Source organism: Marivita sp., assembly GCF_020055675.1.
Lineage (GTDB): Bacteria > Pseudomonadota > Alphaproteobacteria > Rhodobacterales > Rhodobacteraceae > Marivita.
Genome location: NZ_JAIPUS010000011.1, coordinates 1 through 12666, shown reverse-complemented (window position 1 = coordinate 12666; position 12666 = coordinate 1). Strand labels below are relative to the sequence as shown.

12 protein-coding genes are annotated in these 12666 nt (G+C 60.4%); 2 read left to right on the top strand and 10 right to left on the bottom strand.

What is annotated here, in order from left to right:
* Positions 1-126 precede the first annotated feature (126 nt).
* Positions 127-771: a DUF1523 family protein gene (locus LCF59_RS09265; RefSeq protein ID WP_292287183.1), complete on the bottom strand. Its 645-nt coding sequence runs from the start codon at positions 769-771 to the stop codon at positions 127-129.
* Between the two features lie 11 nt (positions 772-782).
* Entirely contained in the window at positions 783-1049 is a 267-nt protein-coding gene (locus tag LCF59_RS09260; protein ID WP_292287182.1) for a hypothetical protein, read from the bottom strand.
* A 656-nt stretch (positions 1050-1705) separates the two neighbouring features.
* On the opposite strand from LCF59_RS09260, the gene LCF59_RS09255 reads away from it, so the two are divergent.
* Positions 1706-3388 (top strand): histidine kinase dimerization/phosphoacceptor domain -containing protein, encoded by a 1683-nt coding sequence (locus LCF59_RS09255; RefSeq protein ID WP_292287181.1) that lies wholly within the window; start codon positions 1706-1708, stop codon positions 3386-3388.
* A 74-nt stretch (positions 3389-3462) separates the two neighbouring features.
* On the opposite strand, the gene LCF59_RS09250 is transcribed toward LCF59_RS09255, so the two are convergent.
* The 6 genes from LCF59_RS09250 to LCF59_RS09225 form a co-directional block, all read right to left on the bottom strand.
* Entirely contained in the window at positions 3463-3615 is a 153-nt protein-coding gene (locus tag LCF59_RS09250; RefSeq protein ID WP_292287180.1) for a hypothetical protein, read from the bottom strand.
* Positions 3616-3681: 66 nt separating this feature from the next.
* Positions 3682-4101 carry a sarcosine oxidase subunit gamma gene (locus LCF59_RS09245; RefSeq protein WP_292287179.1) on the bottom strand — a complete coding sequence of 140 codons (420 nt, stop codon included), beginning with the start codon at positions 4099-4101 and terminating at the stop codon, positions 3682-3684.
* Between the two features lie 139 nt (positions 4102-4240).
* Positions 4241-7195, bottom strand: coding sequence for a sarcosine oxidase subunit alpha family protein (locus LCF59_RS09240; protein WP_292287178.1), 2955 nt, complete (start codon positions 7193-7195; stop codon positions 4241-4243).
* On the bottom strand, positions 7195-7476 hold the full coding sequence (locus LCF59_RS09235; protein WP_292287177.1) for a sarcosine oxidase subunit delta: 282 nt from the start codon (positions 7474-7476) through the stop codon (positions 7195-7197). The genes LCF59_RS09240 and LCF59_RS09235 overlap by 1 nt, the downstream gene beginning before the upstream one ends.
* Positions 7476-8726, bottom strand: a complete 1251-nt coding sequence (locus tag LCF59_RS09230; protein ID WP_292287176.1) for a sarcosine oxidase subunit beta family protein — start codon at positions 8724-8726, stop codon at positions 7476-7478. Before LCF59_RS09230 ends, LCF59_RS09235 begins: the two co-directional genes overlap by 1 nt.
* 125 nt (positions 8727-8851) lie before the next feature.
* Entirely contained in the window at positions 8852-9649 is a 798-nt protein-coding gene (locus LCF59_RS09225; protein WP_292287175.1) for an alpha/beta hydrolase, read from the bottom strand.
* A gap of 78 nt (positions 9650-9727) precedes the next feature.
* On the opposite strand from LCF59_RS09225, the gene LCF59_RS09220 reads away from it, so the two are divergent.
* Positions 9728-11203: an NAD-dependent succinate-semialdehyde dehydrogenase gene (locus LCF59_RS09220; protein ID WP_292287174.1), complete on the top strand. Its 1476-nt coding sequence runs from the start codon at positions 9728-9730 to the stop codon at positions 11201-11203.
* A 242-nt stretch (positions 11204-11445) separates the two neighbouring features.
* On the opposite strand, the gene LCF59_RS09215 is transcribed toward LCF59_RS09220, so the two are convergent.
* Complete coding sequence (locus tag LCF59_RS09215; RefSeq protein ID WP_292287173.1) at positions 11446-11919, bottom strand: Hsp20 family protein; 474 nt, start codon at positions 11917-11919, stop codon at positions 11446-11448.
* A 138-nt stretch (positions 11920-12057) separates the two neighbouring features.
* Positions 12058-12654 carry a serine protease gene (locus LCF59_RS09210; RefSeq protein ID WP_367273378.1) on the bottom strand — a complete coding sequence of 199 codons (597 nt, stop codon included), beginning with the start codon at positions 12652-12654 and terminating at the stop codon, positions 12058-12060.
* Positions 12655-12666 lie beyond the last annotated feature (12 nt).

Genomic DNA, 12666 nt, shown 5'->3' with positions numbered 1-12666 from the left:
GTCTCTTGACTGGATCGGGGGCGCGGCGCACACCTGCCTGTTCGGGATGCGCACCGGCCATGACCCCTTCGTGCATGCGGTCGCATGACGGTGGCGGATCAGCTCCGGTTTGGCAAGCGTGGTATCTTAGCTGGAGCGCCAGCGGTCGAACCAGCGCCGTATGCCGCTGCGCCGGCGAGCGAAATCGTCCCCCACCGCTTCGAATCCGTCGCCGACATCCTCGATCACCGGATCGATCCGCGCTCGACGAAACCGCCGCCAACGGACCCAGATCGCCCAGAACGTCGCCGCGAGAAGCGTCAGGATGATGATGTTGATCCACGGGATGATCTGCACATCCGGCGTATCCACCGGGCGCACGCTGATGGCATTCGGATAGATCGTCAGGAATTCGTTGCGCCAGCCGTAATGCTTGATCACCACCCATTGCGGATTTGCCGACGTGCTGCGCAGATCGGCGGCCTCGGCCTGAAGGTTGGAGGTGTCGAACTTGAAATACGGAGGCCAACCCCAACCCGTATCCTCGTTGCGGTAGACCATGACACCACCGCTGTCGCGCACCGCCGAGATGAAGAAGACATCGCGATTCGACACGCTCCCGTCATTGCCGACATCAGCCTGGGCCCAAAACAAACTGTTCTCGCCCGGATCAACGCGCCGCACTTCGGTGTCGGTAATCCGGGCCACGTCGTGCTGCGGCAGCGTGTAATGCAGAAACGACGCAAACAGGACCCAGAAGGTCAGGATAACGGTCCACTTGATATACCCCACGGCGTCGTCTCCTAGTGGAAATTCGTAAAATAGATGATGGCAGAGATAACTGTCAGCGGCACGATATACACCCCCAGAATCAGCTTGCGGCGAAGGGAGCCATCATATGCGCTCAGGCCCGCCTCGACAAAGGCGGCGCGATCCCCTTGCTGTATCTCTTCGTCCCATTCGCGCTCCAGCTTGTCACGCCGCACCGCGCGGGAATAGAGCGACAGGCAGATATAGACCACGCTCAGGACAAGGAACCCGATGATCAACAGCCGTCCAAGTGCGAGCATAGTCCACCTCCGCTTCGTGTCTCGCTGCCGGAAACACCTGATTGCATCGTTGCGGATCGGCGCAGGTTCTTCAAGCAAAGCGTTTCTTCGATAATCCAACTGGGCTCCGGACAGGACGGCCTTTCGCGGAGCCGAGGCCGATCCAGGGTATGCGCTACGGAGGGTCTGACGTGCAACAAGTCCGATCTCCGTTCGATCTGGACTCTTGTCGGGTCCGATTCTTTTGACAGACCACGCACGGCCATGTTCTGTATCGGACATGCCGGTGTGGCCGGAATTTCGGCGCACGATACGCAACTTGTCAAATCGACACCCCGGTTGGAGCCAGCATGGTGTGGCGCGCCCTGTCATTTGAGCATAGTGCAGGTCCGAAAGGGCGCCTGGCATTCGTTCTGGACTGTCCACAGGGAACCATGCGTGTCCCGACACGTTCAAGAAGCAACCCATCTTCGACACAAACAGGCAACAAATCCATGTCGACCTGCGAGTTAGTGAGTTCAAGATCAATCGTGCCCGTGCCCGTGTCCTTGCCCGTGCCCGTGCGCTGCGGTGCGCCGATGCAAACATCGTAAGCGCAGATGTCGGGATCGCAGCCCAGTCAAGGTGGTCGTGACGACGCAGACTTGTACCCCGCAACGTCCAGCGGAAGTCTTGTCGTGCGTATCGCGTTCCTGTTGTCGCTCGCGCTCCTGCCGATCGGCCTTGTTGCCATGGGACAAAGCTGGCGGGCGCTGAGCACCAACAATTCCTATCTCGAAGCATCCATCCACGCGCGCACCAGCACGCTTGTCGAACCTGAACGCCGCCAGCTTTTGTCCAAGCTGGGTGTTTCTCGCACCTTGTCCGACACGCTGGGCGAGGTCGATCTGTCCAATGACCAATGCATCGCCATCATGCGGCGCATTCTCGACTCGAACCCTCGCGTGAGCTTTGCGGGTGTCGTGGACGACGGGTTTGTCTCGACATGCAACAACACCGGAGACCGGATCGAATTTTCACCTGATCCGCAATCCGAGGGTTTGTTTGACAATCCCGAACCCTATATCGCCTTCAATCCGCGCGGGCAGGTCAGCCAACGCCCGGTTATCATGATCGCACATCCGGCCTTCCGCCCGGATGGAACACTTCTCGGCCTTACGACATTGTCTTTCGAGACAAAACCGCTTTTGCGCAAAGACAGTGACCTGGGGTCCAACCCGGATATTGCCTTGGTGACGTTCAACAAGTTCGGGCAAGTCCTGTCCAGCGCGACCCCCGATCGCCCGATCGAAGAATATCTGCCCGAGGGCTTGTCGCTTGAAGGGTTTGCCACGCAGGGAGACACCTTCTTCACCGCAACCTCGCGGATGGGCGATACACGTCTGATTTCAGTCGTGCCGGTCCTTGAAGACGAGGTCTATGCGCTTGGCAGTTGGGGGCGCACCGCGCTGCAACGCACGACCGCTCCGTGGTTCACGGCAACCACGCTGTTGTTTCCCTTCCTTATGTGGATGGTCGGGATCGCCGTTGCGGTGATTTCGCTCAACCGTCTCGTTCTGCACCATATCCGCGATCTTGGGCGTCGGATGCGGCATTTCGCGACTTATCGCAATGTTGAAACCTCGAACAACATCGCGGATGCGCCAAGCGAGATCCAGATGATCAATGGCACGTTCGAATCGATGGCCGACCAGCTCTTGCGTGAAGAAGCCGATCTGGAAAACGCCGTCTTCGAACGCGAGGTGCTGCTGAAAGAAGTGCACCACAGGGTCAAGAACAATCTTCAGCTCATCTCGTCCATCATCAACATGCAGGTGCGACAGGTGGCCAATCCCGAAGCGGTTTCGGCCTTGCGCCAATTTCAGGACCGCGTGACCAGTCTCGCGACCGTCCACCGCGCGCTGTACCAGGAGCCGTCGCTGACGCATATTCGGTGCGATGTCCTGTTGCGCGATCTGGTAGAACAAGTGGAAGCTGTCGGCGGTGCCAAGGAGCACGCTCCTACGGTGACGCTTGATCTCGATCCGGTAACGCTCTTGCCCGACCAGACCAGTCCGATTGCCATGGTCACGACCGAGGCTCTGTCCAATGCGTTCAAATATGGCGGTCCCGGTCGCGATGGTGTGTTCCGGTTGAAAGTCGACCTGAAGGAAGAAACGCACGGAGACCAGACCAGCGTGCGTCTGACGATCGAAAACAGCGTCGATCCAACCATGAAACGGACAAATGGTACGGGCCTTGGCAAACGCCTGATCCTTGCCTTCGCCGCCCAGCTCGATGCCAACCTGAACGAGATCGACGAAGACGACCGGCGCGGTGTGACCATGACGTTTGAATATCAGTCGTTTGAACCGGAATAGGGTCCACGATTTGCGCGCAAAAAAGCGCGCCTTGGATATCCAAAGCGCGCTTTGATTTTGTAAACGGGTCGCCTTCAGTGGTTCGGCGCGTCCTCGGCCAATCGTGATTTGGATGCGTTTGGATCGGCCATCTTTTGGTCAGTGCGCTGCTTGCTGACCAAGGCGAAAATGATTGCCGCCAGCATCGTTATCAAGGCCAAGAGAGGGACTGCGAATTCTGCTGTCATACGTGCCTCCTTTCTGCCCGGACAACTCCCGACCCATGGCGTTGTTCCAAACCCGAACCCGCTGCGCTAGAGCGCCGCACCCATTGCCGTCTTGAGTGCCAAGTGCAGCGATTTGGCCGAGGATCGAGGGCCGAAGATGCGCAGCGCGTTCGCCGGATCGAGGCGCAGGATGTAAACGCCCATGTGGTGAACAACGGTCCGCACGGCATCGCCGGTTTGCATCTGGTCGATATCGATATTTGCGCAAAGACGGATCACCTCTTCAACGCCCTCCCCGCGCAAGTCGAAACAGACCCAGCCGTCGGTTTGCTCCGTGATAGACGCGGTGTTCAGGAAGCGGGAATTTAGCTGATCGGTCAGGTCCGCGTGGCTGGCATGGGGCGCGCTGACCATCCATTGATCTGGCCCGATCCAGAAAGCCGCCTCGGGGTTCTTGAACACGGCTCTGCCGGGCTTTGGCACTGCGCTGTTCAGTAGGCCTTTCAAGTGTGCCCTGCAGGCCGCTTCCGAGCCTCTTCGGGCAGAGACCGATGCGAGCGCCAGGTCCGGAAATTCGGTCAAAGTGACGCCGGCAAGCGTTTCAATCGCGGGGTCAGTGCCGCCAAGGGCGCAAAGGGGGGCCAGGTCATGCACGCAGACGCTCTCCTTTTGGATCGAGAAAATGGGGGCTGACGACTTCAACATCATGATTGATGCCCGTCAAAGGACTCACCAGCCCGATCACCTCGCCCAGCCGTGCGTCGCCCGCTTTCAGGAACCCCAGCGCAATGTGGTGTCCGAGGTTGGGCGAATAACAGGCTGAGGTCACGTAGCCCTGATCGTTGGATGCAGTCGCCTTTGCATCTTTCGTCATCAGGTGGGCACCGGCAGGCACCGGGTTCTCGGGATCGACCGGCTTCAGGCCAACCAGCTTCAGAGCGTCGGCTTCAGTCAGGCCCGGCCGTTCTGACAGAATGGATCCGATCGAGTCCTTCTTCTTCGAGACCATTCGCCCCATCCCGAGGTTCAGCGCCGTGGTGGTGCCGTTCAATTCGTTTGCCGTCGCGTGCCCCTTCTCGATGCGCATGACATTCAGCGCCTCAAGCCCGTAGGGTACGACGTCGAATTCCTTGCCTGCGTCCATCAATCGCCGGATCAGGGCGTCACCGTACCGCGTCGGCACTGCAATCTCGTAGGCGAGCTCGCCCGAGAACGAAATCCGGAACAGCCGCGCGCGCAGGCCGCCGCAAATTGTTGTCTCGGCGCAGGCCATGAACGGGAACGCCGCGTTGGACAGATCAAACTCGTCATCCACGATCTTGTGCAGAAGTGCGCGGGATTTGGGACCGGCGACCGCGAATTGCGCCCAGGCCTCGGTGGTCGAGATCAGTTGCACGTCCATGTCGGGACAAAGGCATTGCCGCACGAATTCCATGTGACGGTAGACTCCGAGCGCGTTGCCGGTCGTTGTCGTGACGATGAAATGATCTTCGGCCAATCGCGCCGCAGTGCCGTCATCCATGACGATCCCGTCCTCGCGCAGCATCAGGCCATAGCGCACCTTGCCGACCGGCAGCTTGGCAAATCCGTTGCAGTAGACCAGGTTCAGGAACGCCGCGGCATCAGAGCCCTGCACGTCGATCTTGCCCAGTGAGGTGACGTCACAGATACCGACCGATTTGCGGGTTTGCAGGACTTCCCGATCACAGCTTTCGCGCCAATGCGTCTCGCTCGGTTTGGGGAACCACTGTGCGCGCAACCAAAGCCCGGCTTCTGTGAAGACAGCGCCCTGTTCTTCGGCCCAGCGGTGGCTTGGCGTCAGGCGTGTCGGGCGCGTTTCGGTGCCCCGGGCGCGCCCCGCGAAAACAGCCATCGCGGTGGGCGTGTAGGGTGGGCGGAACATGGTCGTGCCGACCTCGGGGATGGATGTGCCTGCCACCTCGGCCATGATCGCCAAGCCGGCGATGTTCGATGTCTTGCCCTGGTCCGTCGCCATCCCCAGCGTCGTGTAACGCTTCAGGTGCTCGACGGATCGGAAGTTTTCCTGATGTGCCAGCTTGATGTCCTTGGCGGTCACGTCGTTCTGCTGGTCCACCCATGCGCGTTTTGCGGTTTTGACATGCCAGAACGGGGTGACGCGGGCGGGTGCATCCTCGGTCTCGGGAAGGGGCAGCGTCTTGGCCGTCAGCCCCAAGTCGGACAGGACCCCTTTCGCGGCATCGGCACCGGTTTTCAGCGCGCCATGGGTGGAAAACACGCCATTTGCAGCGCCAGCGACTGTCATGCCCATTGGCAACGCTTCGCCGGGCACAAAGCCGGCAATCGCATCGTTCCAGACGGGGCGCCCCCGCTGGTGGCATGTCAGGTGCACGTTCGGGTTCCACCCGCCAGACACACCCAAAGCGCCACATTTGATCCTGCGAATGCCGCCCCTGGGCATCTTCACCTCGATCTGTGTCAGGCCAAGCCGCCCCCATGTCTGGTCGATCACGCCCCCGGCGATCACGTTATAATCCGACGACGAGGGCGCATCGGTGCGCGTGTCGATCACCGACACGTCGTCCACGCCCTTGGCCACCAGATCGGACGCAGTGCGATGCCCGTCATCGTTGTTGGTAAAGATCGCCACCTGCCGCGCCGGTGTCACGGCCCAACGGTTTGCGTAGGCGCGTATGGCGCTGGCCTGCATGATGCCGGGGCGGTCGTTGTTTTCAAAAACGATGGGTCGTTCGGTGGCCCCCGCGCAGAGGATCGCGCGCTTCGATGTGATGCGCCAGAGGATTTGCAGCGGCTTGCCGTCCTCCGGAACTTTCAGGTGGTCGCTCACCCGTTCCACAGCGCCGTAAACGCCGTGATCGAACGCGCCCATTACCGTGGTGCGTGGCATGACCCGTACATTCGGCATGGCACCAAGGCGTGCACCCATTTCTGCCGCCCAGGCGGGGCCGGACATGCCGCCAAGGGCGTGGCTTTCGAGGTTCAGCCGACCCCCGATAAGGAAATCCTCGTCCGCGAGGATAACCCGCGCGCCACTTTCGCCGGCGGTCAAGGCTGCGGCCAGCCCGGCTGGCCCCCCGCCGATGATCAGAAGATCGCAATGCAGGAACCCTTTGTCGTACTCATCCGGGTCGTCCCGCGTGCTGAGTGACCCCAAACCGGCTGCCCGGCGAATGATCGGCTCGTAGATCTTTTCCCAGAACGCGGCGGGCCACATGAAGGTCTTGTAATAGAACCCGGCGGCGAAGAAGCTCGACAGAAGATCGTTCACTTCCATGGCGTCAAACGCCAGTGACGGCCAGCGGTTCTGCGATTCTGCCCTCAACCCGTCGAACAGCTCCGCCGTGGTCGCCCGCGTGTTCGGTTCTTTCCGTGCACCGTCGCGCAGTTCGACCAGGGCGTTCGGTTCCTCGGAGCCGGCAGTCATCACGCCGCGCGGACGGTGATACTTGAACGAGCGGCCCATCAGCCGCACACCGTTGGCCAGCAGCGCCGAGGCCAGCGTATCGCCCTTGTGACCCTTGTAGTACTGACTGTCGAAGCGAAAGGAAAAGGTCTCTGACCGGTCGATCAGCCCGTCGTCCAAACGGTTTTTCTGGCTCATCACGACCGCTCCTTCCGCGCCATGTCACTGGCGAATTCAACCTGCATGATCTCATGCGTGACGGTATCGCGTGTGACGACAAGCCAGGACCGATCGCCCTGTTCGTGAAACCAAAGCTCGCGGTGCAGCCCGGCCGGGTTGTCGCGACTGTGCTGATACCGGGTGAATTGGTGCAAGGCATCGTCGGCCTGCCAATCCGGGCGATCCAGAAGCGTCGCATCGCCCAGATAAACGAATTCGCTGCTGTCGCGCGGGCCTAGGATGGGGTGGGTGATAATCATCAGTGCAGATTGGGCTGCGCGCCCACTCCTTTTTCGTCGATCATGTGCCCCGTCTCGAAACGGTTCAGCCTGTATCCCGTTGCGGTTTCATGTGGCGTGTCGGTTGCCAGCAAGTGCGCATAGCAAAAGCCCGAGGCCGGCGTTGCCTTGAACCCGCCGTAACACCAGCCGCCGTTGAAATAGAGCCCGTCCACAGATGTCTTGTCGATGATCGGAGAGCCGTCCATCGACATGTCCACGATGCCGCCCCACATGCGCAACAGACGCGCGCGACCCAGCATCGGGAACATGGCGATGGCTTCCTCGATCACATCCTCGACCACCGGCAGGTTGCCGCGTGATGCATAGGAATTGTAGCCATCGATATTGCCGCCGAAGACCAGCCCGCCCTTGTCGGACTGGCTGCAATAGAAATGACCGGCGCCAAAGGTGATCACACCCGGCAGGACGGGCTTCAGCCCTTCCGTCACGAAGGCCTGCAGGACATGGCTTTCGATGGGCAGGCGCATCCCGGCCTGCGCCATCACGCGCGAGGATGATCCGGCCACGCAGACGCCGACCTTTTTGGTTCCGATGAACCCGCGTGATGTCTCGACTCCCTGAACCTTGCCGTTCTCGATCTTGAACCCGGTCACCTCGCAGTTCTGGATGATGTCGATACCGCATTGGTCCGCAGCCCTGGCAAAGCCCCAGGCCACCGCGTCGTGCCGGGCGGTGCCAGCCCGCGCTTGCAGCAAGCCGCCCATCACCGGGAAGCGTGCGTTTTTGACGTTCAGGAAAGGATATTTCGCAACCACCTGCTTTTGATCCAGCAATTCCGCATCCGCCCCGTTCAGGATCATCGCGTTGCCGCGCCGGACATACGCATCGCGCTGGGCGTCTGAATGCATGAGGTTGATAACCCCGCGCTGGCTCATCATGGCGTTGTAATTCAGATCCTGTTCCAACCCTTCCCAGAGCTTGAGCGAAAACTCGTAGAACGGCTCATTCCCATCGAGCATGTAGTTGGATCGCACAATCGTGGTGTTGCGTCCGACATTGCCGCCACCGATCCAGCCCTTTTCGAGCACCGCGATCCGCGATTGCTTGAAGTGCTTGGCAAGATAATACGCGGTCGCCAGACCGTGGCCGCCGCCGCCGATGATGATGTAGTCATACCGGGGCTGCGGTTCGGGATCGCGCCATGCCGGTCCCCAGCCGCGATGACCGGTCAGAGCCTCCTTGATGACCCGAAAGCCTGAGTATCGCATGTTCAACGCCTCCTTCACCGTGAACCTTGCGCGGCTCAAAACGAAACGGCTTGTCCTTTTTGGTCAAACCCGGGTCCAAAAAAGACATCGCCATGGCAGCACGCCATGCCGATCAAGACCGAGTGTCAAGCGGTGGATGCGAGAATTGACCGCATCAATGGGCTGTCAGGGTCCTTCAATCCATCGATCACGTCGAAATGGTGCTTTCCGGGCACTTCGATGCGCTCGCATCCCCATGCGTCGGCCAGCCAGCGCGCCTGGTCTAGGAATACGGGTCTTTCGTCGGCCCCGACCCAGACGGTCACCGGTGTTGAGGGCGGGGCCATGAACACCGGGCTTTCGGCTTTGGCGGCGGCCTCGTCCATCTTGAAGTCATCATTCATGGTCGTGTTCAAGAGCGGGCGCAGGTCGGAGACTGGCGAGATCGGCACAACTTTTTCGATGCGGGTGGAAATCTCGGGGGGCAGCACCTCCGGGTCCAGCATCCGCGCGACAAGGTGCCCGCCCGCGGAATGCCCAACAAGACGCAAAGGCCCTGGATGTTCATTCGCCACGACACAGACTGCCTGTGCGATTTGACGGGTGATATCCGCGATTCGGACGCGCGGGGCGAGGTCATAGGTGGGCATCGCAACCGTCCAGCCGCTGTTCAAAGCGCCCTGCGAGAAATGAGACCACAGCGAACCGTCAAAGCGCCGCCAATATCCGCCATGCACAAAGATCATTGTCCCCTGCGCCGGTTTGTCGGGCTGGAACAGATCGACGATTTCGCGCGTTCCGTGCCCATACATGACACCAAGACGTGCGCGGTTCAGGACCGCCAGTCGTGTCCGAAAGTCATCGGCATCGGAGCGCCACCGGTCCGGATACATATCCGCGCCGGGAATATACGCCGCATTGGCATAAGCATCGTCCCAATCCACTGGTTCACCCCGTGTTGATCCTTGCCATTGCATCTATCAAATGATCCGCCTTTGTCAGTACCAAAAACGGAGAGACCCATGCTCGACCAGACAACCGACCTTGCCAGCTTGCTCAAGGACCCAACGCTTTTGGAGATCCGTGCCTATGTCAACGGCAGCTGGATTGACGGGGACGATGGCACGTTCGCGGTCGACAACCCGGCGCGTGGTGACACCATCGCCGAGGTTGCCGACCTGTCCCGTGCCCAAGTGGCCCAGGCCATTGCCGCTGCTGAAACGGCACAGAAGGACTGGGCAAAATGGACTGGGAAGGAACGGGCTGCCGTTCTGCGCAAGTGGTTCGACCTCATGATCGAACATCAGGAGGATCTGGGCACGATCCTGACCGCCGAACAGGGCAAGCCCCTGACCGAGGCGAAGGGAGAAATCGGCTACGGCGCGTCTTTCATTGAGTTCTTTGCCGAGGAGGCAAAGCGCGTTTATGGTGAGACGATCCCCGGCCACCAGCGCGACAAGCGCATCATGGTGATGAAACAGCCCATTGGCGTTGTCGGGTCGATCACGCCGTGGAATTTCCCAAACGCGATGATCGCCCGCAAGGCCGGTCCGGCCCTGGCGGCGGGGTGCAGTTTCGTCGCGCGCCCGGCGGCGGAAACCCCGCTTTCGGCTATCGTCATGGGGGTGCTGGCCGAACGCGCCGGTCTCCCGGCAGGCGTGTTCAACGTGGTGCCGTCCTCCTCGTCTTCGGACGTGGGCAAGGAAATGTGCGAGAACCCGGCGGTGCGCAAGCTGACCTTCACCGGCTCGACCGAGGTGGGCCGTATCCTGTTGCGCCAGGCCGCCGACCAGGTGATGAAATGCTCGATGGAGCTTGGCGGCAACGCGCCCTTCATCGTGTTCGACGATGCCGATATCGATGCGGCGGTCGACGGTGCCATCCTGTGCAAGTTCCGCAACAACGGCCAGACCTGCGTCTGTGCCAACCGGATCTATGTGCAGGCGGGGGTGTATGACGAATTCGCCCAAAAGCTGAAAGACAAGGTCTCCGGCATGAAGGTGGGCGACGGGCTTGAAGAGGGGACCGACCTTGGCCCGCTCATCAATGCGGATGCGCTCACCAAGGTGCAGGACCACATCGCGGATGCCAAGTCCAAGGGGGCCGATGTCATCCTTGGCGAGCAAGAGCATCGCAAGGAGGGCAATTTCTTCGGTCCGACAATCGTCACCGGCGCGACCAGGGACATGGCATTCGCGACCGAGGAGACCTTTGGCCCGCTTGCCCCGCTCTTCAAGTTCGAGACCGAGGACGACGTGATCGAACTGGCCAATGACACGATCTTCGGTCTCGCCAGCTATTTCTACGCCAATGATCTGAGCCGCGTCTACAAGGTGGCCGAGGCGCTGGAATACGGCATCGTCGGTGTGAACACCGGCATCATCTCGACCGAGGTGGCGCCCTTCGGCGGCGTCAAGCAATCCGGACTTGGCCGCGAAGGCAGCCATCACGGCATCGATGATTTTCTCGAGATGAAATACGTTTGCATGAGCGTCTGAGCTTGTGTCTTTCCCCGGGTCGAGAAGGTCAAAGACGCCATCGACACGCGCGGCGGGGATAGTCTCCGCGATCTGGCGTTGTCGTCTGCGTGAACCCGACGCGGACGACAGGAATCAACGACCAGCACGATTGCCGGTCTTGGTCTGCGACAAAAAACGGCCCGGCAGGTCTTCTGCCGGGCCGCTTGTGTCAAGGCTCAAATGCGTCAAAGCGTTTGGGGGGTCGGTGACCCGTCCTGTGCTTAGTTCACAGATTGCGCGTCAACCACGTCCTTGTCCGTCTCGACCGCATCGGCCTTCGCGATCTCGATCCGGCGCGGCTTCAGCGCTTCGGGGATTTCGCGCTGCAAGTCGATGTGGAGCATCCCGTTCTCATGGCTCGCCCCGATCACGCGAACATGGTCGGCCAAGGGGAACCTGCGCTGGAAGGCGCGGGTGGCAATGCCACGGTGCAGATAGGTGCGCTCTTCGTTTTCATCAACTTTTCTGGCCGACACATTCAGCGCGCCGTCCTTGACCTCGACACTCAGGTCGTCATCGGAGAACCCGGCAACGGCGATCGAGATGCGGTATGCATCATCTGCGGTCTTTTCGATGTTGTAGGGGGGATAGGTCGGTTGGCTGACCTCGTTGGTCATAACCCGATCCATCAGGTCGGCAATTTGGTCAAAGCCGACAGTAGCACGGTAAAGCGGTGCGAAATCATATCCTCGCATAGGTCATCCTCCATTGAGCGATACCAGATGTGAAAGCCTTCCAGCTTGGACAGGCTCGGTTAAGGTGCCGGGCCCCACCTGGGCATCCCGACAGTCTGAAATCTGGGAGCGCTTGATCCGCGATTCAAGAGGGCAAAGTCATTCCCGTGGGCGAATAAATTTCGCTCCCGTCTCCTTGCGTGCATCCTTCTGGGCGCGAAACGGTCGAAAGACCGTCCCTTCGGTAAAACCGACACCATTGTTCATCAGCGCGCGGATGGTGTCGATTTGCGTCTCCAGCGGTGCGCCAAGCGACACTGGCTGGCCACCGCTTTTTGCCTTGGACGAGACAACCGAGACAATCCGGGGCTGATCGTCGTGGAAGGAAAACACCGGGGAACCCGAACTGCCGAAATCCACCGAACAGGACATGACCAAGACGGATGGCTGGGCCGACATCACATCACAGGTGTCTTGCATCGATGGCGCCTCGGACCGGTCATGGGCATAGGACACAACGCCCACGTTGTCCCCGACCAAGGGCCGTTCACCCGTTACGAACGGGATGATCGTGGTGTTGCGCACCGGGTGCTGCAATTCGATCAGCGCGATATCCGCGAATACCCTTTCCGAACTTGGCTCGGCGTCAAATTCATAGGCCGGATATGCCACCGCCCGGCGGACCCGGCGATAGGCGGCAGCCCGGCCATTGCGCCACCCGGCCAGAAACTGGATATCCTCGGGTGCCAGGAGCACGCCGGCGTCATC